The 23,463-nt window shown below is 70.8% G+C and carries 24 protein-coding genes; 14 read left to right on the forward strand and 10 right to left on the reverse strand.

The genetic code is table 11. The annotated features are described in order from the left end of the window. The first annotated feature begins 31 nt into the window (after positions 1-31). Both KOI35_RS45030 and KOI35_RS45035 read left to right on the forward strand, forming a co-directional pair. Positions 32-229: a hypothetical protein gene (locus KOI35_RS45030; protein WP_215795920.1), complete on the forward strand. Its 198-nt coding sequence runs from the start codon at positions 32-34 to the stop codon at positions 227-229. Position 230: 1 nt separating this feature from the next. After that, a complete protein-coding gene (locus tag KOI35_RS45035; RefSeq protein ID WP_308121447.1) occupies positions 231-1,064 on the forward strand; it encodes a site-2 protease family protein in 834 nt (277 codons plus the stop codon). Between the two features lie 19 nt (positions 1,065-1,083). On the opposite strand, the gene KOI35_RS45040 is transcribed toward KOI35_RS45035, so the two are convergent. Together KOI35_RS45040 and KOI35_RS45045 are read right to left on the reverse strand one after the other, a co-directional pair. Then, positions 1,084-2,082 carry an aldo/keto reductase family protein gene (locus tag KOI35_RS45040; protein ID WP_215795921.1) on the reverse strand — a complete coding sequence of 333 codons (999 nt, stop codon included), beginning with the start codon at positions 2,080-2,082 and terminating at the stop codon, positions 1,084-1,086. A gap of 20 nt (positions 2,083-2,102) precedes the next feature. Beyond that, positions 2,103-7,790 (reverse strand): WG repeat-containing protein, encoded by a 5,688-nt coding sequence (locus KOI35_RS45045; RefSeq protein WP_215795922.1) that lies wholly within the window; start codon positions 7,788-7,790, stop codon positions 2,103-2,105. Between the two features lie 209 nt (positions 7,791-7,999). Between KOI35_RS45045 and KOI35_RS45050 the strand changes: the two genes are divergently transcribed. From KOI35_RS45050 to KOI35_RS45060, 3 genes are read left to right on the forward strand one after another with little or no spacing between them, the layout of a single operon-like run. Beyond that, positions 8,000-8,779, forward strand: a complete 780-nt coding sequence (locus KOI35_RS45050; RefSeq protein ID WP_215795923.1) for an ABC transporter permease — start codon at positions 8,000-8,002, stop codon at positions 8,777-8,779. Beyond that, positions 8,772-9,572, forward strand: coding sequence for an ABC transporter permease (locus KOI35_RS45055; RefSeq protein ID WP_215795926.1), 801 nt, complete (start codon positions 8,772-8,774; stop codon positions 9,570-9,572). The genes KOI35_RS45050 and KOI35_RS45055 overlap by 8 nt, the downstream gene beginning before the upstream one ends. Then, positions 9,569-10,555: an ABC transporter ATP-binding protein gene (locus KOI35_RS45060; RefSeq protein WP_215795927.1), complete on the forward strand. Its 987-nt coding sequence runs from the start codon at positions 9,569-9,571 to the stop codon at positions 10,553-10,555. The genes KOI35_RS45055 and KOI35_RS45060 overlap by 4 nt, the downstream gene beginning before the upstream one ends. Here KOI35_RS45060 and KOI35_RS45065 read toward each other — a convergent pair. Further along, positions 10,504-11,058: a helix-turn-helix domain-containing protein gene (locus KOI35_RS45065; RefSeq protein WP_308121448.1), complete on the reverse strand. Its 555-nt coding sequence runs from the start codon at positions 11,056-11,058 to the stop codon at positions 10,504-10,506. The genes KOI35_RS45060 and KOI35_RS45065 overlap by 52 nt on opposite strands. Before the next feature lie 67 nt (positions 11,059-11,125). Between KOI35_RS45065 and KOI35_RS45070 the strand changes: the two genes are divergently transcribed. Then, positions 11,126-11,809 (forward strand): AzlC family ABC transporter permease, encoded by a 684-nt coding sequence (locus KOI35_RS45070; RefSeq protein WP_215795930.1) that lies wholly within the window; start codon positions 11,126-11,128, stop codon positions 11,807-11,809. Beyond that, on the forward strand, positions 11,806-12,114 hold the full coding sequence (locus tag KOI35_RS45075) for an AzlD domain-containing protein (RefSeq protein ID WP_215795932.1): 309 nt from the start codon (positions 11,806-11,808) through the stop codon (positions 12,112-12,114). Before KOI35_RS45070 ends, KOI35_RS45075 begins: the two co-directional genes overlap by 4 nt. 28 nt (positions 12,115-12,142) lie before the next feature. Here the strand turns inward: KOI35_RS45075 and KOI35_RS45080 are convergent, their stop codons facing one another. After that, positions 12,143-12,928, reverse strand: coding sequence for a class I SAM-dependent methyltransferase (locus KOI35_RS45080; protein ID WP_215795934.1), 786 nt, complete (start codon positions 12,926-12,928; stop codon positions 12,143-12,145). Positions 12,929-12,975: 47 nt separating this feature from the next. On the opposite strand from KOI35_RS45080, the gene KOI35_RS45085 reads away from it, so the two are divergent. After that, a complete protein-coding gene (locus KOI35_RS45085) occupies positions 12,976-13,557 on the forward strand; it encodes a helix-turn-helix domain-containing protein (RefSeq protein WP_215795936.1) in 582 nt (193 codons plus the stop codon). On the opposite strand, the gene KOI35_RS45090 is transcribed toward KOI35_RS45085, so the two are convergent. The 3 genes from KOI35_RS45090 to nadA all read right to left on the reverse strand — a co-directional run bounded on the left by KOI35_RS45090 (position 13,554) and on the right by nadA (position 16,990). After that, positions 13,554-14,174, reverse strand: a complete 621-nt coding sequence (locus KOI35_RS45090) for a DUF3043 domain-containing protein (protein ID WP_215795937.1) — start codon at positions 14,172-14,174, stop codon at positions 13,554-13,556. The two genes, KOI35_RS45085 and KOI35_RS45090, sit on opposite strands and share 4 nt — an antisense overlap. Positions 14,175-14,244: 70 nt before the next feature. Continuing rightward, entirely contained in the window at positions 14,245-15,600 is a 1,356-nt protein-coding gene (gene murA, locus KOI35_RS45095) for a UDP-N-acetylglucosamine 1-carboxyvinyltransferase (protein ID WP_215795939.1), read from the reverse strand. Positions 15,601-15,811: 211 nt separating this feature from the next. Next, on the reverse strand, positions 15,812-16,990 hold the full coding sequence (gene nadA, locus KOI35_RS45100; RefSeq protein WP_215795941.1) for a quinolinate synthase NadA: 1,179 nt from the start codon (positions 16,988-16,990) through the stop codon (positions 15,812-15,814). Positions 16,991-17,049: 59 nt separating this feature from the next. Here nadA and KOI35_RS45105 point away from each other — a divergent pair, with 59 nt between their 5' ends. The 4 genes from KOI35_RS45105 (at position 17,050) to KOI35_RS45120 (ending at position 20,236) form a co-directional block, all read left to right on the forward strand. After that, positions 17,050-18,153: a glycerate kinase family protein gene (locus KOI35_RS45105; protein ID WP_215795942.1), complete on the forward strand. Its 1,104-nt coding sequence runs from the start codon at positions 17,050-17,052 to the stop codon at positions 18,151-18,153. Positions 18,154-18,252: 99 nt separating this feature from the next. Further along, positions 18,253-18,621: an iron-sulfur cluster insertion protein ErpA gene (erpA, locus tag KOI35_RS45110; RefSeq protein ID WP_215795943.1), complete on the forward strand. Its 369-nt coding sequence runs from the start codon at positions 18,253-18,255 to the stop codon at positions 18,619-18,621. A gap of 115 nt (positions 18,622-18,736) precedes the next feature. Next, the gene (locus KOI35_RS45115; protein WP_215795944.1) at positions 18,737-19,717 is read left to right on the forward strand and encodes a carbohydrate kinase family protein; all 981 of its coding nucleotides are present in this window, start codon (positions 18,737-18,739) and stop codon (positions 19,715-19,717) included. Positions 19,718-19,732: 15 nt separating this feature from the next. Further along, positions 19,733-20,236: a P-loop nucleotide/nucleoside kinase family protein gene (locus KOI35_RS45120; RefSeq protein WP_215795945.1), complete on the forward strand. Its 504-nt coding sequence runs from the start codon at positions 19,733-19,735 to the stop codon at positions 20,234-20,236. Here KOI35_RS45120 and KOI35_RS45125 read toward each other — a convergent pair. Continuing rightward, positions 20,229-20,441 carry a sulfurtransferase TusA family protein gene (locus tag KOI35_RS45125; RefSeq protein ID WP_215795946.1) on the reverse strand — a complete coding sequence of 71 codons (213 nt, stop codon included), beginning with the start codon at positions 20,439-20,441 and terminating at the stop codon, positions 20,229-20,231. The genes KOI35_RS45120 and KOI35_RS45125 overlap by 8 nt on opposite strands. After that, positions 20,438-21,583, reverse strand: a complete 1,146-nt coding sequence (locus tag KOI35_RS45130; RefSeq protein ID WP_215795947.1) for a cysteine desulfurase family protein — start codon at positions 21,581-21,583, stop codon at positions 20,438-20,440. Before KOI35_RS45130 ends, KOI35_RS45125 begins: the two co-directional genes overlap by 4 nt. A gap of 250 nt (positions 21,584-21,833) precedes the next feature. Here KOI35_RS45130 and ctaC point away from each other — a divergent pair, with 250 nt between their 5' ends. Both ctaC and KOI35_RS45140 read left to right on the forward strand, forming a co-directional pair. Beyond that, the gene (gene ctaC / locus KOI35_RS45135) at positions 21,834-22,715 is read left to right on the forward strand and encodes an aa3-type cytochrome oxidase subunit II (protein ID WP_215795972.1); all 882 of its coding nucleotides are present in this window, start codon (positions 21,834-21,836) and stop codon (positions 22,713-22,715) included. 10 nt (positions 22,716-22,725) lie between these two features. After that, positions 22,726-23,151, forward strand: a complete 426-nt coding sequence (locus tag KOI35_RS45140) for a cytochrome c oxidase subunit 4 (protein ID WP_215795948.1) — start codon at positions 22,726-22,728, stop codon at positions 23,149-23,151. A gap of 52 nt (positions 23,152-23,203) precedes the next feature. Here KOI35_RS45140 and KOI35_RS45145 read toward each other — a convergent pair whose 3' ends face one another. After that, positions 23,204-23,395, reverse strand: a complete 192-nt coding sequence (locus KOI35_RS45145; RefSeq protein ID WP_215795949.1) for a hypothetical protein — start codon at positions 23,393-23,395, stop codon at positions 23,204-23,206. Positions 23,396-23,463 lie beyond the last annotated feature (68 nt).

The following is a 23,463-nucleotide window of genomic DNA, read 5'->3' on the forward strand; positions in this document are numbered from 1 at the left end:
CGCACCGATCTGAGACGTGAGGGGGCGGCGCATGCCGTGGAGTTGGCGGTACGAGAACGTCGAGGGCAACCCGGTGGCCGGGCCGCAAGAGACGTTCAGCAGCCAGGCCGACGCCGAGTCGTGGATCGGCCAGGAGTGGCGGCAGCTCGCCGAGCAGGGAGTGGCCGGGGTCGTGCTGCTCGAGGACGACCGCGTCGACTACCGGATGAGCCTGCTCCCGGCGGAATGACGTGACTTACGAACCGGTCTACACCCGGACGCCGCGCCACGCCTTCGTGCCCAGCCCGGTCTTCGTGGGCATCGTCGCCGTCTTCGCGGTCAGCGGCTGGATGACCTGGACGGGCTTCGGCAACGTCCGGGTCGACGTGTTCCTGTTCGTCGTCTCGGGCTGGCTGGTCTCGCTGTGCCTGCACGAGTACGCGCACGCGCTGATCGGCTACTTCTCCGGCGACCACTCGGTGGCCGAGCGCGGCTATCTCAAGCTCAACCCGCTGAAATACACCAGCCCGCTGCTGTCCATCGTGCTGCCCGTGGTCGTGGTGATCCTGGGCGGCATCGGCCTGCCCGGCGGCGCGGTCTGGATCGACCATCGGCACATCCGCAGCAAGGTCAAGGAGTCGCTGATCAGTGCGGCCGGCCCGCTGACCAACGTGGTGCTGGCGCTGTTGTGCGCGTTCCCGTTCCTGATCGGCGTGGCGGGCGAGCCGTTCGTCGCGACCGCGAGCGGCTACGTCTTCAACACCGGCCCGGGCGCGCACGCCGAGTTCTGGTCGGCCCTCGCGGCGCTGGCATTCCTGCAGGTCACGGCGACGATCCTCAACCTGCTGCCGATCCCCGGTCTGGACGGCGGCAGCATCCTCACGCCGTGGATGAGCCCGGCCTATCAGCGGGCGTGGAACCTTTTCGCGCCGTACGGGTTCATCCTGCTCTTCCTGCTGCTGTGGCAGACGCGGATCGGCGACTACTTCTACACGGCCGTCTTCTGGATCACCGACAAGCTGGGCGTGTCCGAGGTCCTGATCCAGGTGGGCCTGCAGTTGATGCGCTTCTGGTCCGGCAGCTGAGCTGCCGGACCAGCTTCGCCTAGGGGCGGCGGGGCGGCGACTGGGTCTTGGCCGGGTCGCGCTCGACGACCGGGTCGAGGGCCGCGTCGATCGCCTTCATCAGGTCGGCGTCGAGCTTCTTGCCCGACGCCACCGCGTTGTCGCGCACCTGCTCGGGCCGCGACGCGCCGATGATGGCGGCCGAGACGTTCTGGTTCTGCAGCACCCAGGCCACGGCCAGCTGAGCCATCGACAGCCCGGCCTGCTCGGCCAGCGGCTGCAGTTCGGCGACGGCCGACAGCACCTCGTCGTTCAGGAACCGGGAGATGAAGTTCGCGCCCGACTTCTCGTCGGTCGCCCGCGACCCGGCCGGCGGCTGCTCGCCCACCTTGTACTTGCCGGTCAGCACGCCCTGTGCGATCGGCGAGAACACGACCTGGCCGACACCGAGCTCGATCGAGGTGGGCACCACCTCGGCCTCGATGACCCGCCACAGCGCCGAATACTGGGGCTGGTTGGAGACGAACGGGATCTTCAGATCCTGGGCCATCTCCCAGCCCGCGCGGATCTCCGAGGCGGTCCACTCCGAGACACCGATGTAGAGCGCCTTGCCCTGTCGCACCACGTCGGCGAACGCCTGCATGGTCTCCTCGAGCGGCGTCGAGTAGTCGTACCGGTGGGCCTGGTAGAGGTCGACGTAGTCGGTCTGGAGGCGGCCCAGCGACGCGTCGATCGACTCCATGATGTGCTTGCGGGACAGGCTGCGGTCGTTCGGGCCGGGACCGGTCGGCCAGAACACCTTGGTGAAGATCTCCAGACCGGCGCGGCGCTCGCCCTTCAGCGCCCGGCCCAGCACCTCCTCGGCGCGCCCACCGGCGTACGCGTCGGCGGTGTCGAAGGTCGTGATGCCCACGTCGAGGGCGGCCCGCACGCACGCGACGGCGGCCTCCTCCTCGACCTGGGAACCGTGGGTGATCCAGTTGCCGTAGGCGAGCTCACTGATCAGCAGGCCGGACCGGCCGAGATGACGATGTTCCATGTCCCCGACCCTATGCCCTCTCAGAGAACGGGCCGTGTGTCCTTGATCAACTTATCGATCTCCTCGAGCACGTCGGCCCGCTCGCGGTACTTGAGCTCGACCATCGGCTCGCCCTTGCGGTCGAGCGCGCCCCACAGCCCGAACCGGTCGGCCACCAGGAACGCGGCCGGGTGAATGAGCAGCGCGGCGTGCACCGGCTGGACCAGCAGATGCCCGGCCCGGTCGACCACGCCGTAGACCTCGCCCGCGTCGACGACGGCGAGCCCTTCCTCGGTGAAGCCGTCGACCGGCTCACCCGAGGCCAGCATCGTCGCGAACGCCCGGTAGTGCGGCTGCACCACGGTCCGCGAGTGCCGGTCGATGACACCCCAGCCACCACGGCGTACGAGCGCAAGCCCGTTGTGGAACGGCCGCGCATCGTCGAACCCGCCCGGAACGATGACCCGGTTCTGCTTGTCGACGGCGTACCAGCCACCGGCGTCGTCCCGCGACACCCAGGCCAGTCCCTCGGCGAACCGTCCCGCCGCCCGGTATCCGGCCGACGCGTCGATCAGCAGCGTGCCGGCCTCGTCGATCAGCTCCCAGGCCTGCGCCTCGGGCCGGCGCACCCAGGCCACCCCGTCGGCGAACGGCTGCGCCTGAGCGAACCGCGCCGGCAACGATCCCGGATAACCCAGCAGTCCCGTGCTCTCATCCCGCGCCGGCCGGGCCGGTTGGCCGTCTCCGACGATCTCTTCCCGCGTACGCGGATAAGGTCCCCACCCCGCAGCGGCGTGCCCGGTGATCGTGTCGAGAGCCAGCTCGATCCGCTCGACCAGATCCGGATCGGCCCCCTTGCGCAGGTCGAGAGCGCTCTCCAGGTGGTTCACGGCCTCGAGCCAGCGTCCCTGCTCGAACGCGGACCGCCCGGCCAGCTCATGGATCTCGGCACTCAGCCGCGCGGGCAACTCCGGCGAATCGGCCTCGGCATAGATCCGGTCCGCCTCGGCGAACTCGCCCCGCCACTGCAACACGTGCGCCAACCGGGCCTGAACGGTCGCCACGCGCACCAGATCCCCGGTCGCCTCGGCGTGCCGCAATGCCGCGCGCGCGTCCTCGAGAGCCGGATCCAGATCGTTGAGCAGCCGCGACGCCACCGCCCGCAGACTCAGCAGCCGCGCCCGGTCGGCATCCCGCTCGGCGAACTCGAGCTTGTCGGTGAGCCGATCGATCACGACCCACATCGGCTCGGTGTCCTCGATCCGCTCCCGCAGCGTCACCGGATCGAACATGACCGGATACGCGGCCAGGATCTGCTCCGGATCGGTCCGCCGGTTGCGCGGGTCGGCCTGCTGCTCGCGCTTCTGCCGGATCGGCTGCGCCGGGCCCCGGACGATCGCTTGCGCCTGGTTTCCCGCTTGCGCCCTTTCCCCGTACGCGTCGTCGTCCGTCGTGGCTGTGCCGGCGTCCGTTTCGGTGCCGTCGTCGGTCGCGATCGTCGCGTCGCCCGTTTCGGCTGCGGCGCTGCCGGTCGCGACGTCTTCTTCCGCCGTGGCGGTACCCGACCCGGTTGCGGTGCCCTCAGCGTCACTCGCTGACTGGGCGGCCGGGTCGGTTTCGGCGGCACCCGCCTCCGGCGTGACGCTGCCCGTTCCGGTCCCGGCGTTCACCACATCGGTGGCGAAGTGGCTGCCTGCCGTGTCGTCCGGTGTTGTTGCGGTGTCGGTCGGCCGGGGTGTGGTGTTGCCGGCGTCGGTGGGGATGTGGCCGTCGCTGCCTGCCGTGTCGTCCGGTCCTGGTGCGGCGTCGGTCGGCCGGGGCGTGCTGTGGTCCGCGTCGGTTGCTACGTGGCCGGGGCGGCCCACCGCGTCGTCCGGCTCAGTCGTGACGTCGTCAGTTCCGGTTGTGGCGGCGCTCGGTGCCGTAGTGGTGTCGCCGGACCGGCTCGGTCGGCCGGCCGGGTCCGTGGCGTCGTCAGTTCTGGTTGTGGCGGCGCTCGGTGCCGTAGTGGTGTCGCCGGGCCGGCTCGGTCGGCCGGCCGGGTCCGTGGCGTCGTCAGTTCTGGTTGTGGCGGCACTCGGTGCCGCGGTGGTGTCGCCGGGCCGGCTCAGTCGGGCGGCCGCGTCGTCGGAGTGGATCGTGGTGCTGCTCGTATCGGCGCCGGCGGTCGCGGTCGGGGAGGCGAAGACCGGCTCATTCGCCTGATCGGCCGTGCCGGCCCGCCGCGTGCCACCGTCGTCGTACCCGCCGTCGGCGGACAACGGTTCGCTGTCGTGTGATCCGGCGTCGGTGTGGCTCGGCGCAGAGGTGGCGTCGGATGGCCTGTGCTGAGCGTTCCGGGGCACGGGCGCGAACGGCTCGGCCGAAAGAGCATGCGTGACCGAGGGCGCTCCGATCGCGCGCGGCTCGTCCTCGACGAGTTCGGCGTCCACGATGTCGTCGTCGGTGGTCGCCTCGGCCGGCGTAGCCCACCGGTCGGCGCCGGTGACCGAATCGAGCAACTCCGCCTCGACCGGTTCCGTGTCGTCGTGCGGGCCCAGGGCCGAGTCGGCATGGAACCGGGCCTCGGGCTCGAAGTACTCACCCGAGTACCTGTCGCCGTGCCCCGACCGCTCGGCATCGCGCGGAGGCTCCGCGATCAGCGGCGTCCCGAGGGCGTCATCGCCGGGTTGCGAGGACACGGGTTGCGAGGACACGGGTTGCGAGGACACGGGTTGAGCAGACACCGGCCGAGCGGCGACCGGTTGCGCGGAAACAGGGTCGGCCGAAACCGGCTGCGCCGAGACGGGCTGTCTGGAGAAATGTCCTGCTGTGGCGGGCGGCGCGGAGCCGGGTGGCCCGGAATCGGGGTGCGTCGAGACTGACGGCGCTGAGACGGGTTGCGCCGATACGTGCTGCGCGGTGACGGGTTGCGCGGACTCGGGCTGCGCTGAGACGGGTTGCGCCGATACGTGCTGCGCGGTGACAGGTTGCGCGGACACAGGCTGCGCGGTGACCGGTTGCGCGGACACGGGCTGGGCTGAGACGGGCTGCGCAGAAACGGGTTGCGCAGACACGGGCTGGGCTGAGACGGGTCGCGCTGAGACGGGGTGCGTCGAGACCGGCTCGGTTGAGACGGGTTCCGGCGGTAGCTGCTCGGCTATGCGCGGCTGCGTCAGGATCGACTGGACCGCGATCGGCTCGTCGTAATCGGCGTAGGGGAGGTCGGCGAACGGACGCGTCTCCGAGCGGGACGGCTCGTCGTGCGGTGAGCCGCTGGTCGGTCCCGCGGCCGGGCGGTTGGGGACGATGACCGGCTGCGCACCGGACGGCGCGAACCAGTCCTGGGTGCCGGGCACCGCGCTGACCGGTGCGGCCTCGGCGTCCGGGTCCAGCTGGGCCGAGGGTTGGCCGGGCCGAGCCCAGGGCGAGTCCTGCGGGGTGGGCTGGGCCGAGACCGGTCGGGGGCCGCTTGGCTGGGCCGAGACCGGTTCTGCCGGGGCTGGTCGCGAACTGACCGGCTGTGCGGAGACGGGCCAGGTGGAGTCCGCGTGGTCGGGGACGGCGGGCTGGGCGGAACTCGTGGGTTGCGCCGAGACCGGCCGGGCGCCGGCGAAGGGTGAAACCGGTGTCGTGGGCTGGGCCGAGACCGGGACGGCGGAGGTCGAGGCGGCGCCCGGCGGCGGCCCGGAGACTGCGGCCGGGTCCGGATCCACGATGGGCTCGAGGACGACCGGGTGGGCCACGGGTGGTTCGTCGCCGGCCTGCGGTACCGGAGGCGGCAGCGGTGTGACCGCGCCCAGGCCGCTCTGCGAGAGCAGCCAGCCCAAGCCGTGGGGTTCCTCGGCGGCCGGCGCCGGGGAATCCCACGCCGAGCCACCGGTCGGCGACTCCGGACTCGAGACGGCAGGCGGCGCGGTGACCGGTTCGACGTTCTCGGCGCGTGCGGACGGCCCGGTGGAAACCGGCCCGATCGACGGATCGTAGGGCTCCTCCGACCCGGACGAACTCGTCACCGCACCGGCGGTCTCGGCGTCGAGCCCCGGTCCGTGGTCCCGCCGATACGAACCCTCGAACTCGTCACGACGATCCCGGCCGTCCTCGGGACGCCATGTTCCCGGCGCGGAACCGCCGCCCGCCCCGGCCGAAGTCTGGTGCGGCGACACCGGCATCCCGGACGCCGGGTGGACGCCTTCAGGCTGCCCCGACGTCGGACGCGGCGCACCCGAGTAGGGCTGTCCGGATGCGGGGTGGACGCCCTGGGGCTGCCCCGAGGCCGGGCGTGGTGCGCCGGAGTAGGGCTGCGCGGAGGCTGGGCGAGCGCCGCCGGGTTGTCCTGCGCCGGGATAGGGCTGCGCGGATGTGGGGTGGGTGCCGACCGGCTGTCCCGAAGCGGGACGAGACGTGTCGGGGCGGGTGCCGTAGGGGTTCCCGGCCAAGGGCTGAGCGCTCTCCGGGTGTCCCGGCGAGTACGGCTGCTCCGAGGCGGGGCGGGTCGGCTGCGGCGGGGCCTGGTAGGCGTTCTGGGGCTGACCGGAGACCTGGCGGGGCGCGGCCGGGTAGGAACCGTGCGGCCGGCCGGAGTCCGAAGGCGAGCCGGGGCCGCCCGACGTGGGGCGTCCCGCGCCCGGTCGCATCGCCGGCGGATAGGGACCCTGCGGCGGACCGGAAGCATGCGGCGCCGCCGAGCCGGACGGGTGCTGGGCTGCCGGACCGTAGGCGCGCTGGCCCGCAGGGCTGGACGGGTGCTGAGGCGCGGGGCTACCCGGGTGCTGGGGCGAGCCAGGACCGGAAGCCGGCTGGCCCGACACCGGATGGGTCACGCCCGGCTGCCCGGGCACGACCGGACCCGAGACCGGGCGGGTGGCCGGGCCGGGCCCGTTCGGATAGGCGGGCGCGGGCGCTGCCGTGCGCGACGGGGTCACCCGGGTCGGCTGGGGCGCCGGACGGGCCTGGGCCGGCGTACCGCGTTCGGGCGGCGCCGGGCGCAGGTCGAACGGAGCCTCGCCACGCTGACCGGGAGTGGGGCGGGACGGGAGTGACCCGCGGGACGGGAAGGCGTCCGACGGCGCGGGCCGGGCGCTGCCGTAGACACCGGCGGGCGGCGACACCGGGCGCGGCGCGGGCTCGTCGGGCGCCGGCCGCCGACCGTATTGGGGTGCGGGCGAGCCCGGACCCGACGACGGTGATTCCGGCCGGCCCGAGGTCGCACGGCCCGGCGGGTAGGAACCGGAACCCGGATTGACCGGCACCGACGGCCCGCCCGAGCGGAACTGAGCCGGGGGCGGCGGCGCGGCCTCCCGCATCTGGGCCTCGCGGAACTGCACCGCGTCCCGGTACGACCCGCCACCCGGCTGGCCGGCCCCGGAACCGGTCTGACGGCCGTAGACGGGCGCCGAACCCCGCTGCTCGGGCAGAGCACCGGCCGGCCGGTTCCACAACGGCTCCTCGCGCCGGGAATCCGAAGCCGGACGGCCATCCGAAGCCGGAGCCGGACGGTCAGCACCACGGATGGGACGTGCGGGAGCCGGCGAAGAAGCGTACGGGGAACGCTCCTGATCCTCGGACGGACCGGACCAGGAGGCCGGCGCCGAAGCGGAACCCGAGTCGGACGCCTCGTAGACCGGGGTGTGCACGGCCTTGCGGCGCCCCGGATCGCCCGGATAGCGCTGGCCGGGCTGCGCCTCCCACTCCCAGGTGATCTCGTAGACCCACGCGGGCTCGTCGGCCCAGGAGCCCCAGCCGCTCATCGGGCGCTCACGGGGAGGCCCGGCGAATGGCGACGCTCCGTCACGGCTACTTCCACTTCTGGTCGAAAATGCGTCCCGTATCCCGGGTAGAGTCGCCCGGCCCTACTGCAAGGTAGGAGATTAACGGCGTGGACGGGGGTGACGCCAGGGTGCCGACGATCTCTCCCCGTCGTCCGTTGAGCGCCTCCGCCGCTACTTTCGGTGCATTGATGTGGTCGGGTTTCCGGCGCTACGCGACCTATCGGCAGGCCACGGTAGCCGGATCGTTCACCAACATAGTCTTCGGGTTTCTTCGCTGCTACGTGCTCCTGGCCGTAGCCGCCGGGGCGACCGCGGGGGCTCCCGGCGGATACGACGTCCGGCAGCTGGCAACCTTCGTCTGGGTGGGCCAGGGGTTACTCACCGTAGTCGGAATCTGGGGCTACTCCGACCTGGCCGACCGGATCCGGACCGGTGACATCGCCTCCGACCTGCTGCGGCCGGTCGCGCCGGTGACCGCCTATCTCGCCGCCGACCTGGGCCGGGCCGGTTATCAGCTGATGACCCGGTTCGTGCCGCCGGTGGTCGTCGGGGCGATCGCGTTTCCGCTGTTCGCGCCGGCGCGCTGGCAGACCGTGCCGCTTTTCGCGGTTTCTGTACTGCTCGCCGTGATCGGCAGTTTCGGCTGCCGCTATCTGGTCAACGCCACCGCCTACTGGCTGGGCGACGCGCGCGGCCCGCTGATGTTCTGGACCCTCGGCTCGGGGGTGCTGGCCGGCCTCTACTTCCCGCTGCGGCTGCTGCCCGAGTGGCTGACCATCACGATCTGGGTGGCGACCCCGCTGCCGGGGCTGTTGCAGACCCCGCTCGACGTCCTGGTCGAGCGGGACGGACCGGGGTTGCAGGCGGGGCTGGTCGCGCTGCAGGCGGTGTGGGCCGTGATCATGGTCGCACTCGCCGCCGTGGTGCAGCGCCGGGCCGAGCGCAAGCTGGTGGTGCAGGGTGGCTGAGTTCCGCGCGTACGCCGCACTGCTCGGCGGCCGGCTGCGCAGCGCGACCGCCTACCGGGCGTCGTTCGCGGTCGAGATCATCACGAACGCGGGCGGCACCGCGATCGACGTCAGCACCGTCTTCGTGCTGTTCACGGCGACCCGGCTGCTCGGCGGCTTCACGCTCGGCGAGGCGCTGATGATGACCGGGCTGACCGCGGCCGGATTCGCGCTGGCCGATCTCACCGTGGGCAACATCGACCAGCTCAAGACGTACGTGCGTCTGGGCACGCTGGACGCCGTACTGGTGCGGCCGCTGGCGGTTCTGCCCCAGCTGGTGATCGCCGATCTGCCGTTGCGCAAGCTGCTGCGGTCCGGGGTCGGACTGGCCGTGCTGATCGTGGCGGTGGCGAGCAACGACATCGTGTGGACGCCGGCCCGGGTCGCGTTGCTGGTCACGGCCCCGCTCAGTGGCGCGGTGTTCTTCGGTTCGATCTTCGTGCTCAGTGCCAGCCTGGCGTTCTGGTGGGTCGAGTCGGGCGAGGTCGGGTCGGCCTTCACGTACGGTGGTCGCGACTTCACGTCCTATCCGATCAGCGTCTACGGTGGATGGTTCCGGGCCGTGTTCGCGTACGGGCTGGGCTTCGCCTTTGTCAGTTATCACCCGGCCCTCACGTTGCTCGGCCGGGCCGATCCGCTCGGTCTGCCGGCCTGGTCGGGATATGTGTCTCCGCTGGTCGCGCTGGCCGCCGCGGGCCTGGCCGGAGTCGTCTGGAGGATCGGCGTGCGGCGCTACCGGAGCACCGGCTCATGATCGAGATGAAGAACCTCCGCAAGGATTTTCCCGTACGCGTGAAAGCGGGCCGGTTCCGCCGGGAGAAACGGGTTCTGACGGCGGTCGACGGGGTGAGCCTGTCGATCGCGGCGGGCGAGATGGTCGGTTACATCGGGCCCAACGGTGCCGGCAAGTCGACCACCCTCAAGATGCTGACCGGGGTGCTCGCGCCGTCGGCGGGTGAGGTGTCGGTGTGCGGGCTGAGCCCGGTGGCGCAGCGGACCCGGCTGGCGCTGCGCATCGGCGTGGTGTTCGGGCAGCGCTCCCAGCTGTGGTGGGATCTGCCCCTGCGCGAGTCGTTCCGCCTGCTCAAGCATGTCTACCGGGTGCCCGCAGCCGAGCACGAGACCCGCCTGCGCCGCTGCCGCGAGCTGCTCGATCTCGACGCGTTCATGGAGACGCCCGTACGCCAGTTGTCGCTCGGCCAGCGCATGCGCGGGGAACTCACGGCGGCCCTGCTGCACGGTCCCGAGGTGCTGTTCCTGGACGAGCCGACCATCGGGCTGGACGTGGTGAGCAAGCAGGCGGTCCGCTCGTTCCTGGGCGAGCTGGGCCGCGGCGGCGATGTCACGCTGGTGCTGACCACTCACGACCTGGCCGACATCGAGCGGCTGTGCAAGCGGCTGGTCGTGATCGACCACGGGCGCGTGGTGCACGACGGGACGATCGAAGACCTGCATTCCCGGTACGGGTCCAGGCGCCGTCTGGTGGCCGACCTGGACTCGCCGTTGCCGCCGGGCTTCGCGCTGCCCGGTGCTGTGCTTTCCACCGTGGAGGCGGACGGGCATCGGGTGACGTTCACGCTCGAGTCGATCGCGGCCGGGGCGGCGGTGGCTGCGCTGGTCAACGCTGCTTCCGTACGGGATCTGTCGGTCATCGAGCCGGACATCGAGGACGTGGTGGCCCGCCTCTACCGGTGTTCCATCACCAGCACGGCCCAGGACGGTTCGAGCGCCTCGTAGTGGTGGTCGACGTCGCCCGGGAAGGTCACGTAGTCGCCCGGGCCGAGCTCGACCTGCTCGCCGACCGGACCGGCCTTGATCCGGCCCGACGCCAGCACGATGTGCTCGATGCTGCCCGGGATGTGCGCGAGCGCGTCGCGGGCCTGACCCGGCTCGAGCTCCATCACGTAGAGGTCGCGCCGGGTGTGCGGCGAGCCCGCGGCCAGCAGCGTCGCCACGAAGTCGGCCTCGTCGGCCTGCAGTCGTGGCCCCTCGCCGGCCCGGATCACCCGCACCTGCGCCTCGGGCGGCTCGACCAGCCGGCTGAACGGCACGCCGAGCGCCACCCCGAGCGACCAGAGTGTCTCGATGCTGGGATTGCCGGTGCCCGACTCGAGCTGGGACAGCGTCGACTTGGCCAGACCGGCCCGGCGGGCGAGCTCGGCCAGCGAGATCCCGGCCCGCTCCCGTTCCCGGCGCAGGGCGGCCGCGATCGTGGCGAGCGGGGGCGCCGGTTCATGCACTGTTCGCTCCATCGATCGAGTTGTTCGGTTTGACGAACGCACTTCACGTCGTTCAGTATTTCGAACTATGCGTACGATACAGCGAACACTGCTCCGGGACGCGGCCGCCATCGCCGCGGCCATGGTGGCGGTGGGCGCCTCGTTCGGTGCCATCGCCATCGCGTACGGGCTGCCCACCTGGGTGCCGTTCCTCATGTCGACGGTCGTGTTCGCCGGGGGATCGCAGTTCCTGGCCGTGGGCCTGCTCGCCGCCAGCCCCGTCGCCGCCGTCCTGGCCGGCCTGCTGCTGAACGCCCGCCACTTCCCGTTCGGCATGGCGATCGGCAGCGTCATGGGCAACCGGTGGCGTGACCGTCTGATCGGCAGCCACGTGATGACCGACGAGGTCGTGGCCTTCACCCTGGCCGAGCCCGACCCCACCCAGCGCCGCCGCACGTACTGGCTGATCGGCATCACGCTGTTCACGTCGTGGAACATCGGCACCGCCCTGGGCGTGCTGCTGGGCACCGCCGTGGGCGACTACGAGTCCCTGGGCCTGGACGCCGCCTTCCCGGCCGCGCTGCTCGCCCTGATCCTGCCCTCGATGCGCGATCGCCCGACCCGGATCGTGGCCCTGGCCGGCGCCGCGATCGCCGTCGCCGCCACCCCCGTGCTCCCTGCCGGCCTACCGGTCCTGTGCGCCCTGCTGGGCTTGCTGACTTTAATCCGCCGCCCGTCCTCTTCGCGCCTGTCCTCGGAGGCTGAAGCATGATGCTCGCCGCGATCGTGATCCTCGGCCTGGGCACCTACACGATGCGTCTGGGCGGCGTCCTGCTGCGCTCCCGCGTAGGGCTCTCCGACAGCCTGCAACGCCTGCTCCCGATGGCCGCCGCCGCCCTGCTCGCCGCCCTGGCCGCGACGTCGACGTTGATGGCCGGCGCTGCTTTCGCGGGTTTCGCGCGCCCACTCGGTGTCGCCGTCGGTGCCGTGCTGGCCTGGCGCAAGGCCCCGTTCGTAGTCGTCGTCGTGGCCGCCGCCGCTACTGCCGCCCTGCTACGCCTGGCCGGCCTGGAGTAGGCGTCACCTATCCCCCCGGACACTCGCCTCAGCGGCGGCCCTGCCAGACGGTGCGCTCGGTTCGGATGGTCAGGTCGTCGCGGGTGCCCAGGCCGGTCACCAGCTTGTCCAGCTCGGCCAGCTGAGCGTCGGCCACTCGGCCCTCCAGGCGGTGCCGCATGCGGCCCAGCGACACCTCGGCATAGCGCGCCGCCGCCCGCGGCAGCGGCCCCGGCAGTTCGATCTCGAAGTGCTTCTCGGACACGCCGCTGAATCCGGCCTCGGTGATCCGGTCGAACCAGTTCTCGTGCATGTGCAGGCCCGCCTCGTGGCGCATGCGGTCGGCCTCGGTGTGCACGAGGGCTTCCAGCGGCTCGTCCGGCGTGCCGGTGAGGAAGCGCGGGAACGAGTCGAGTTCGGCGATCACCAGCAGGCCGCCGGGGCGCAGCGCCTCGCGGGCCGCGGTCAGGGCGCGGGCCGGGTCGGCCATGTGGTGCATCGACGACGCGGCCCAGATCACGTCGACCGGGCCGAAGTCGGGCCACGGCTGGTCGAGGTCGGCCTCGACCGTGCGGATCCGATCGTCCAGGCCCTCCTCGAGCGCCCGTCCGCGCAGGTGGGCCAGCATCTCGGGGGAGACGTCGACCGCGGTCACCCGGGCTCCGGGCAGTTCGCGGGCCAGGGCGAGCGAACCGGTGCCGCTGCCCGCGCCCAGGTCGACGATGTGCGGGTGGTCGCCGGCCTCGGCGCCGACGACGGCGATCAGGTTGCGGTGGTAATCGCTCAAGACCTCGGCGTCCAGGTCGAGCATTTCGATCATGTGGTCGTGTGCCATGTCTCGACGGTAGCCAAGCATTGCCCCTGGGGCATAGCATCTTGCGTATGAAGCAAGAGGAACCCGATGTGGAGAGCCTGGTCCGTCAGCGGATCCGCGGACTGCGGGTGGCCCGGGGCTGGTCGCTCGACGAGCTGGCCACCCGGTCGCTGCTCAGCCCGTCCACGCTCAGCCGCCTCGAGACCGGCCACCGGCGGATCGCCCTCGACCAGCTGACCGCCATCGCCCGGGCCTTGGGCACCACACTCGACGAGCTGGTCGAGTCGGGCTCCGACGACGACGTGGTGATCCGCCCGCACCACAGCGAGCAGCGCGGCGTCACGACCTGGCTGCTCTCGCGGGGCAGCGGTCAGACGGTGGCCAAGATGCGGATCACCCGCACGGTGCCCAAGGATCTGCGCGTGCACCCCGGCCACGACTGGTTCACCGTGCTCAGCGGCACGGTCGAGCTACGCCTCGGCGAGCGCACGATCCTGGTCGGCACGAACGAGGCGGCCGAGTTCTCGACGATGGTCCCGCACGCCTTCGGGGCGTACGGGGGACCGGCCGAGGTGTTGTGCATCCTCGACCACGAGGGCGAGCGAAGCCACCTGGCCCCGGAGAAGGAGCCCGGGAAAGGGGAAGACTAGACGGCCTGGCCCAGCTCGACCCGCGGCTTGGGCACCCGCATGCGCCGGAACGTCAGGGCCCGCATCACGCCGTAGATCTGCAGCGACCCGACCCGCTGCGTGGTCTTGGCGAAGCGCTCGTTGACCAGCTTCTTCACCTTGCGCGCGATCAGCACGCTGTCGATCACCACGCCGACCGCCAGGATCAGCCAGAGCAGGTTGCTGGCCAGCTGGACGGCCGGGATCTGCACGGTGGAGCCGATCAGCACGATCAGCGCGCCGCCGAAGAAGTAGGTGCCGACCGTGCGGCGGGCGTCGACGATGTCGCGCACCAGGGCGCGCTCGGGACCGCGGTCGCGGGCCAGCAGGTAGCGCTCGTCGCCCGCGCGCATGCCGGCCGAGGCCTCGGCCCGCTCGACGCGCTGCCGCTCGCGCATCTGCTTCATGTGCTCTTTGCGATTGGCCGGCGCGGGCTCGGCGGCCCGGCGCCCGGTGGCCTGCCGCTTGGGCGTGGTCTGCCCGAGCTCGCGCTTGCTGGGCGTGTAGCTCTTCGGGCGCGACTCGTCGGCCGTCACCTCCTCCTCGAGGACCTCGGGGGTGGCGACGTCGGACTTATTGCGGCGAAAAAGCGAGGGCACGCTAGGAGAGTAGCCAAGCGGCGCGGTGTGTCACACACCGCGCCGCTGATAAAGCTGAAACAGGCAGGGACTAAAGGCGCTCGACGTGGGCGCCGAGCGCGGCCAGCTTGCCTTCGAAGTCCTCGTAGCCGCGGTTGATCAGGTCGACGCCGTAGACCCGCGAGGTGCCCTCGGCGGCCAGCGCCGCGATCAGGTGGGCGAAGCCGGCCCGCAGGTCGGGGATGACCAGGTCGGCCGCGTGCAGCTTGGACGGGCCGGCGATGACCGCCGAGTGCTTGAAGTTGCGGCGGCCGAACCGGCACGGCGTGCCGCCCAGGCAGTCGCGGTAGACCTGGATCGTCGCGCCCATCTGGTTGAGCGCGTCGGTGTAACCGAGCCGCTGCTCGTACACCGTCTCGTGCATGATCGACAGCCCGCGCGCCTGGGTCAGCGCCACCACCAGGGGCTGCTGCCAGTCGGTCATGAAGCCGGGATGCACGTCGGTCTCGAGCGCGACGGCCTGCAGCTCGTGGCCCGGGTGCCAGAACTTGATGCCACCCTCGGCGCCGGTGACACCCGCGCGGGCGACCCGGTCGTCGGTGATCTGGAACTCGCCACCGATCGAGCGGAACACGTTGAGGAAGGTCATCATGTCGGCCTGCCGAGCGCCGAGCACCTCGATCTCGCCCTTGGTCGCCAGCGCGGCGGCGGCCCAGCTGGCCGCCTCGATCCGGTCCGGGATCGGCTTGTGCTGGTAGCCGTGCAGGCGCGGCACACCCTGGATCTCGATGACCCGGTCGGTGTGCACCGTGATGATGGCGCCCATCTTCTGCAGCACGCAGATCAAATCGATGATCTCGGGCTCGATGGCCGCGTTGCGGAGTTCGGTCACCCCTTCCGCCCGTACGGCGGTCAGCAGCACCTGCTCCGTCGCACCGACACTCGGATAGGGCAGTTCCAGCTTGGCGCCCTTGAGTCCGTTGGGCGCGCTCAGGTGCATGCCCTCGGGGGTCTTGTCGACGACCGCGCCGAACTCGCGCAGCGCCTGGATGTGGAAGTCGATCGGGCGCGGGCCGATGTGGCAGCCGCCCAGGTCGGGGATGAACGCGTGCCCGAGCCGGTGCAGCAGCGGGCCGCAGAACAGGATCGGGATCCGGCTCGAGCCGGCGTGCACGTTGATCTCGTCGGTGGTGGCGCTCTCGACGTTGGTCGGGTCCATCACGATCTCGCCGTCGTCGGCGCCGTCGCTGACCTTGACGCCGTGCAGCTCGAGCAGGCCGCGGACGACCTCGACGTCGCGGATGCGCGGCACGTCGAACAGACGGCTCGGTGACTCGCCCAGCAGGGCGGCCACCATCGCCTTGGAAACGAGGTTCTTGGCGCCACGGACCCGGATCTGACCCTGCAACGGCGTACCGCCGTGCACGACCAAGACGTCGTCGGTCAACGTAACCTCCAGCCGGCGGGCGTCAGGGGCGCCCGAAAGATGATCGAGGGGGCAGCGCGGGCAGGGGGCGCCCGCGATCTGCAACCGGGGAAGCATAGCCCTGAGTGACAGCCGCGCCAGTCGGCAAACGCCCGGGCTGGCACGAAACCCTGATGATTAAGACAACAAAAAGGTTGTCTCCGGCAGAGCGGATCTTTCCGGCTACGGACCGTTACGGCAGCGCGAGCATCTGGTCGAGCGCGACACGCGCGTTGGCCGCGGTCTGCTCGTCGACCGTGATCACGTTGGGCACCCGGCCCGCGACCAGTTCCTCGAGCGTCCACACCAGGTGCGGCAGATCGATGCGGTTCATGGTCGAGCAGTAGCAGACGGTCCGGTCGAGGAACATGATCTGCTTGTCCGGGTGGGCCAGCGCCATCCGCCGGACGAGGTTGAGCTCGGTGCCCACCGCCCAGGCTGAGCCGGCCGGAGCCGCGTCGAGCGCCTTGATGATGTATTCGGTCGAGCCCACCTGGTCGGCCGCCCGCACCACGTCGTGGCGGCACTCCGGGTGCACCAGCACGTTGACGCCGGGCACCCGCTCGCGCACCTCGCGCACGCTGTCGATGGTGAAGCGGCCGTGCACCGAGCAGTGCCCCCGCCACAGGATCATCTTGGCGTCGCGCAGCTCGTCGTCGGTCAGGCCACCGCCGGGCTTGTGCGGGTCGTAAAGAACACAATCTTCAAGATCAAAGCCCATTTCCAGTACGGCCGTGTTGCGCCCCAGGTGCTGGTCGGGCAGGAAGAACACCTTGCTGCCCTGCTCGAACGACCAGGTCAGCGCGCGCTTGGCGTTCGATGAGGTGCAGACGACGCCCTGGTTGCGGCCGACGAACCCCTTGATGTCGGCCGACGAGTTCATATAGGTCACCGGCACGACGTCACCGGCGATCCCGAGGTCGACGAAGCGCTCCCATGCCGTCTCGACCTGACCGAGAACGGCCATGTCGGCCATCGAGCAGCCGGCCGCCAGGTCGGGCAGGATGACCTGCTGCTCGGGCTTGGTCAGGATGTCGGCGCTCTCGGCCATGAAGTGCACGCCGCAGAACACGATGAACTCGGCGTCGGGCCGGGCCGCGGCCTGCTGGGCCAGCTTGAACGAGTCGCCGGTGACGTCGGCGAACTGGATGACCTCGTCGCGCTGGTAGTGGTGGCCGAGTACGAAGACCCGGTCGCCCAGGGCGGCCTTGGCCGCGGTGGCCCGCGCGACGAGATCGGGGTCGCTCGGGGCGGGCAGGTCACCCGGGCAGTCCACGCCGCGCTCGGAGGCGGGATCGGTGCCCCGGCCCAGCAGCAGCAGTGCGGTGGCGGTGTTCGAGGGTTCGGTCCAGGTCGACGTCACATTCGTCATCGTCGCACAGCGCGGGACGGCCATCCCCTACGAGAAGAGTGGCCTGCCACACTCGATCCGTGCGCGTTTTGATCTGTCCGGACAAGTTCGCCGGCACGCTGTCCGCCCCCGAGGTCGCCGAGGCTGTCGTCGCGGGATGGGCAAAACCGGACGAGCTGGTCAAAAGGCCGCTGAGCGACGGCGGGCCCGGGTTCATCGAGGTGCTCGCGGGTGCGCTCCCCGGCCGGCGAGTCCCGGTGCCGACGGTCGACCCTCTCGGGCGGCCGGTCGAGGGCGAGATCCTGCTGTCCGGCACGACGGCCTACGTCGAGAGCGCGCACGCCTGCGGTCTGCACCTTCTGACTGCCGAGGAGCGAGACCCCAACAGCGCTTCCTCGTACGGGCTGGGCCTGCTCCTCCTGGCGGCGGTCGAGTCGGGCGCGGGCGAGATCGTGATCGGCCTGGGTGGTTCGGCGGTCAACGACGCCGGGGCGGGCATGCTGGCCGCGCTCGGCGCTCCGCCGGTCGACATCGCCGGCTACGCCCTCCCGTACGGCGGTGCCTACCTCAACGCGGCCGCGGCGCTCGGTGGGGCGCCCCGGTTGCGGCAGGTCAGCCTGGTCGCGGCGACGGATGTGGACAACCCGCTGACCGGTCTGCAGGGAGCGAGCAACGTCTTCGGTCCGCAGAAGGGTGCGAGCCGCGAAGACGTGTATCGACTCGATGCCGCGTTGGAGCAGTTTGCCGGCGTACTGGAAAAGGCCTTTGGGGTGGAGGATCTTCAGCGTGTGCCCGGGGGTGGTGCGGCGGGCGGGATCGGAGCGGCCCTGATCGCCCTCGGCGGGCGTGTGGTGTCCGGAATCGGGCTGGTCAGCACGGCCATCGGGCTCGAGAAGGAGCTCGACGCGGCCGACCTGGTGATCACCGGAGAGGGATCTTTTGATCATCAGTCGCTGCGCGGCAAGGTGGTGGCGGGCATCGCCAACGCCGCGCGCGACCGTGGACTGCCCTGCGTCGTGGTCGCCGGGCGCAACGAGACCGGCTACCGGGAGGCCGCGGCGGCCGGCGTGACCGAGACGTATTCCCTGACCGAGCACTTCGGCAGCACCGAGACGGCGATGGCCGAGCCCGCCCGCGGCATCCGTGAGCTGGCCGGACGCCTGAGCGAGCAGTGGAGCCGCTAGAGCGGGGTGAACTGGACCACCCGGATTGGGAATCTTCCGGAATGGGGCTAGCGTTGGCCAGTACGGCAGATCTGTCCGCACCTGCAGGGAGATATCGCAGTGACCACTGAATCGCACACCGAGTCGGCCGAGGCGACCGCCCCGACCACTGTCCTTTTGACCGATGTCGCCGCGGTGAAGGTCAAGGCCCTGATCGAGCAGGAAGGGCGCGACGACCTGCGCCTGCGCATCGCCGTTCAGCCCGGCGGGTGCTCCGGCCTGCGCTACCAGCTGTTCTTCGACGAGCGCTCGCTCGACGGCGACATCGTGAACGAGTTCGGTGACGTCGAGGTCGTCGTCGACCGCATGTCGGCCCCCTACCTGGCCGGCGCGACGATCGACTTCGCCGACCGGATCGACGCGCAGGGCTTCACGATCGACAACCCGAACGCGCAGAACTCGTGCGCGTGTGGTGACTCGTTCCACTGAGTTCCCCAGAAACCCCTCAGCAGGCCGCTCCGTTAACGGGGCGGCCTGCTGCGCGTAACCAGCCGGTAGGCTGCTGTCGTAAGCCCCCCGTTCCCAAAAGCTCCCGAGGGCCCTCATGAAGATCGCCGTCACCGGCTCGATCGCCACCGACCACCTGATGCACTTCCCCGGGCGGTTCGCCGACCAGTTGATCGCCGACCAGTTGCACAAGGTCTCCCTGTCCTTCCTCGTCGACGACCTGGTGGTCCGGCGCGGCGGCGTGGCCAGCAACATCTCGTTCGGCATGGGCAAGCTCGGCCTGCGCCCGATCCTGGTCGGCGCGGTCGGTGCCGACTTCGCCGACTACCGGTCCTGGCTCGAGCGGCACGGCGTCGACTGCGACTCGGTGCACGTCAGCGAGGTGGCGCACACCGCCCGCTTCGTCTGCACCACCGACGACGACCTCAACCAGATCGCCTCGTTCTACGCGGGCGCGATGTCCGAGGCCCGCAACATCGAGCTCGCCCCGGTCGACCAGCGGGCGGGTGGCCTCGACCTCGTGCTGATCAGCGCGAACGACCCGGCCGCGATGATCCGCCACTCGCAGGAGTGCCGGGCCCGCGGCTTCAAGTTCGTCGCCGACCCGTCGCAGCAGCTCGCCCGCATGGACGGCAGCGACGTGCTCACGCTGATCAGCGGGGCCGAGTTCCTGATGACCAACGAGTACGAGCGCTCGCTGCTCGAGACCAAGGCCGGCCTCACCTCCGAGCAGGTCCTCGAGCAGGTCAAGATCCGGGTCACCACGCTCGGCAAGGACGGCGTCGAGATCACCGGTCGCGGCATCGAGCGGATCCACGTACCGGTCGCGCGGGACGTCATCGCCGAAGACCCGACCGGCGTCGGCGACGGCTTCCGGGCCGGCTTCTTCAGCGGCGTGTCGTGGGGCCTCGGCCTCGAGCGGGCGGCCCAGGTCGGCTCGCTGGTGGCCGCGCTCGTGCTCGAGTCGGTCGGCCCGCAGGAATACGACATCCGCGCCGAAGACTTCGTCAAGCGTTTCGCCGACTCGTACGGTGATGAGGCGGCCGCCGAGATCAAGTCGTTCCTGCCCGCCGCCTAGCTCCGGGGGAAACAAGTGGTGCTGGCCGTCTTCGCCGGGTTGCCCGGTGTGGGAAAGAGCACGCTCGCGGCGCGGGTGGCCACCCAGCTGCCCGCCTGCGTGCTGGCCGTCGACACCGTCGACTCCGCTCTCCAGCGCTACGAGGTGACCGAGCCGAGACCCGGGTTCGCCGCGTACGGGGCGGTGGCCGCCCTCGCCGAGGTGCAACTCGGGATCGGCCACCACGTGATCATCGACGCGGTGAGCCCGGTCAAGGCGGCGCGGCAGCTCTGGGTCGACGTCGCCGAGCGGGCCGGGGTGCCGCTGCGGGTGGTCGAGGTGGTGGTCGGCGACGACACCGAGCACCGGCGGCGGGTCGAGAAACGCTACGAGTCCCGCGACCACGACGGCGTGCCCGACTGGGTGCGGGTGCTCGAGCGCCAGGCCGAATACGAGCCCTACCTCGGCCCGCGCCTGGTCGTCGACACCCACCTGGCCAAGGAACCGGTCGAGGCGATCGCTCAGTACCTCATCAATTGAGCCGTCGCACCTCGAACGCGTCGGACTCGGGGGAGCCCAGGTACTCCTGTTTCTTCATCCGGCACCAGGCCGGGATGTCGTTGGCCGCGGCCGGGTCGTCGGCCAGCACCCGCACGACGTCGCCGACCTCGACCCGGCCGATGTTCTGAGCCAGCCGGATCACCGGCAACGGGCACTTCTGGCCCCGACAGTCGAGCTCGATCACATCCCCGCCTCCCGCCGGATCCGCTCGACCAGCCCCGGAAGCACGGCCAGAAAGCGCTCGACGTCGGCCTCGGTGGTGCCGCGGTGCAGCGAGACCCGCACGTTGCCGTGGCTGAGCACGCCCATCGCCTCGAGCACGTGGCTCGGTTTCAGCGTGGACGCCGTGCACGACGAACCGGACGAGACCGCGAAACCGGTCCGGTCGAGCGCGTGCAGCAGCGCCTCCCCGTCGACATAGAGGCACGAGAACGTGACCAGGTGGGGGAGCCGCTGCTCCGGGTCCCCGACCACCTCGACGTCCGGCACCAGCTCGGGGACGCGCGCGCGGATGCGGTCGACCAGCGCGCTCAGGCGTACGGCCTCGGCCTGGGAATCGGCCTGAACCGCGCGCAGGCTCGCCGCGGCCGCGACCACCGCCGGCAGATCGACACTCCCCGGGAGGCCGGGGCGATAAAGATCATCCTGCGGGTACGGGGAGATCCATCGCACACCTTTGCGCACCACCAGCACGCCCACTCCCGGCGGACCGCCCCACTTGTGGGCGCTCGCGCTCAGCAGCGACCAGCCCGCCGGCACCGCGGCCCGGCCGACCGACTGCGCGGCGTCGACGAACAGGGGCACCCCGGCCTCGCCGCAGTAGCCGGCCGCGGCCGCGACCGGCTGCACCGTGCCCACCTCGTGGCTGGCGCTGATCAGCGACGCGAGGGCCACGCCGGGCGCGGAGACGGCCGTGTCCCAGGCGCTGAGGTCGAGGCGGCCCAGGCGGTCGACGCCGACCTCGACGGCCTTGCCGCGGCGGGCCGCGTGCAGGACGGCCGAGTGCTCGATCGCGGAATGCACCAGCGTGTCGCCACTGCGGGCCCGCCCGGCGAGTGCGCCGAGGACGGCGGCCTGCGCGGCGGTCGTACCCGAAGGCCAGAAGGACACCTCGTCGGGGCGTACGTCCAAACTCTCCGCGAACGCCGCCCGGGCCGCATCGGACAGTTGCTGGGCCCGCCGGCCCGCGGAATAGAGGCGCGCCGGGTCGGCCCAGCCGTCGGCGAGCGCGGCCAGCCAGGCCTCGCGGGCCACCGGATGAAGCGGAACAGCGGTCGCTGCGTCAAGGTATGCCGCCGGACCGGCGGGATCGCCCGTGTATTCCACCCGAGGAACGGTATCGTCCGTTTGTTGAGGGGTATCCACGCATGCTCGAAGATCGGACCCCGAAACGGTGTGACAGGGCCTGGTCGAGTAGTGTGCGACCGTCGGTAACGCCTGGCCACTCGTGTCCGAATCAGGGCGGGAGGCGGCGGTGCTAAGGAGGCAAAAGCAGGTGAGCGCAAAGAGTTCAGCCGCGCGATCGCGGGCTGCAGTCCGGATCTCCGGGCTCGGTCTCAGCGGGGCGGCGCTGCTGATGCTGCTCTCGGGATGTTCCCTCGAGGGGGTCGGGAACGCCTTCGGCCACTTCGGATGGCCGGGCAAGGGCATCACCCTGCAGGCGCACAAGATGTACGACCTGTGGATCGCCTCGGTGATCGCGGCGCTGATCGTCGGCGTCTTCGTGTGGGGCCTGATCTTCTGGTGCATCATCCGGTACCGCAAGCGCGGCGACGAACTGCCCGTGCAGACCCGGTTCAACATGCCGATGGAGGTGCTCTACACGGTCACCCCGGTGCTGATCGTGGCGATCCTCTTCTACTACACGGCAATCGTGCAGACCGACGTGGACAAGCTCTCCAAAAACCCCGACCAGGTCGTCGAGGTCGTGGCGTTCAAGTGGAACTGGCAGTTCAACTACCGCGACGGCATGGGCGAAGAGGCCAACACGGTCGCCTCGACCGTCGGCTCGTCCGACGTGATCCCGATCCTGGTCCTCCCGACCAACGAGAAGATCCGGTTCGAAGAGACCAGCAAGGACGTCATCCACTCGTTCTGGGTCCCCGAGATCCTGTTCAAGCGGGACGTCTTCCCGGGCAACGTGCGCAACACCTTCGAGATCACCCTCGACAAGGAAGGCCGCTACGTCGGCCGGTGCGCCGAGCTCTGCGGCACCTACCACGCCTTCATGAACTTCGAGCTGGTCGTGGTCTCGCCCGACCGGTTCAACACGTTCCTCGAGGCCAAGAAGTCGGGTTCCTCCACGCAGGAGGCGATGGCGGCGATCGGCTACACCGGTGACGCGGCCTACGCGACCACCACCGAGCCGTTCAACACGCGGCGCCAGAAGAACGGCTGGAACCAGAACGGCGCGGTCGCCGCTCCGGCCGGCTCCGCCGTGACGACGGCCGGGAAGTAGGGATACAGCGGTGCGTACCGAATACAAGATCTTCGCGGGTGTCGCCGTCTTCCTCTTCGGCGCCTCCGTGGTCTACGGCTTCTACACCCACGGGGCCACCGGGCATCTGGAGTGGATCGGCACGGTCGCGCTGATCCTGTCCGGACTGCTCTGCTCGATGTGCGGCGGCTTCTTCTGGTTCGTGGCCCGGCGCATCGACCTCCGCCCGGAAGACCGGGAGGACGGCGAGATCGCCGAGGGCGCCGGCGAGATCGGCTTCTTCAGCCCGGGCAGCTACTGGCCGTTCGGCATCGCCCTTTCGGCCTCGGTCGCCGGTCTCGGCCTGGTGTTCTGGCTGTGGTGGCTGCTCGCCCTCGGCCTGATCCTGGTGATCGCCTCGTCCAGCGCCATGATCTTCGAGTACTACACCGGCACCCGCCACCCGGCGGAGCATTAAGAAGAGTGCGCCGAAGCCCGCGTCCCCTGGGGGACGCGGGCTTCGTTGTTTTCTACGCGGCTCGGCGCTGCTGCGGCAGGTGTCGCGGCTGGGCCGGCCAGAGGTGCGCGACGATCGGCGCGACCACCTCGGCGGCGCCGCAGCGGGCGCAGACCAGCTCCTCCACCTGACCGTCCGCGGTGGCCGGCACCTCGAACATCATGTCGTTGTCGCAGATGACGCAGCGGGGCTCATGATCCGACACGGGTGGCTCCTCTCTTCGCCGGAAGGTGGATTACCCGAAACTGATTCCGACGCTGCCACGTAAAAGCG

Origin of the sequence: Paractinoplanes bogorensis (assembly GCF_018829635.1) — a bacterium.
Classification (GTDB): domain Bacteria; phylum Actinomycetota; class Actinomycetes; order Mycobacteriales; family Micromonosporaceae; genus Actinoplanes; species Actinoplanes bogorensis.

Coding starts and splice junctions, on each gene's coding strand:
- KOI35_RS45030 (WP_215795920.1), top strand. CDS start 32: ATGCCGTGGAGTTGGCGGTACGAGAACGTCGAGGGCAACCCGGTGGCC.
- KOI35_RS45040 (WP_215795921.1), bottom strand. CDS start 2,082: ATGGAACATCGTCATCTCGGCCGGTCCGGCCTGCTGATCAGTGAGCTC.
- KOI35_RS45045 (WP_215795922.1), bottom strand. CDS start 7,790: ATGAGCGGCTGGGGCTCCTGGGCCGACGAGCCCGCGTGGGTCTACGAG.
- KOI35_RS45050 (WP_215795923.1), top strand. CDS start 8,000: ATGTGGTCGGGTTTCCGGCGCTACGCGACCTATCGGCAGGCCACGGTA.
- KOI35_RS45060 (WP_215795927.1), top strand. CDS start 9,569: ATGATCGAGATGAAGAACCTCCGCAAGGATTTTCCCGTACGCGTGAAA.
- KOI35_RS45070 (WP_215795930.1), top strand. CDS start 11,126: ATGCGTACGATACAGCGAACACTGCTCCGGGACGCGGCCGCCATCGCC.
- KOI35_RS45075 (WP_215795932.1), top strand. CDS start 11,806: ATGATGCTCGCCGCGATCGTGATCCTCGGCCTGGGCACCTACACGATG.
- KOI35_RS45080 (WP_215795934.1), bottom strand. CDS start 12,928: ATGGCACACGACCACATGATCGAAATGCTCGACCTGGACGCCGAGGTC.
- KOI35_RS45085 (WP_215795936.1), top strand. CDS start 12,976: ATGAAGCAAGAGGAACCCGATGTGGAGAGCCTGGTCCGTCAGCGGATC.
- nadA (WP_215795941.1), bottom strand. CDS start 16,990: ATGACGAATGTGACGTCGACCTGGACCGAACCCTCGAACACCGCCACC.
- KOI35_RS45115 (WP_215795944.1), top strand. CDS start 18,737: ATGAAGATCGCCGTCACCGGCTCGATCGCCACCGACCACCTGATGCAC.
- ctaC (WP_215795972.1), top strand. CDS start 21,834: ATGCTGCTCTCGGGATGTTCCCTCGAGGGGGTCGGGAACGCCTTCGGC.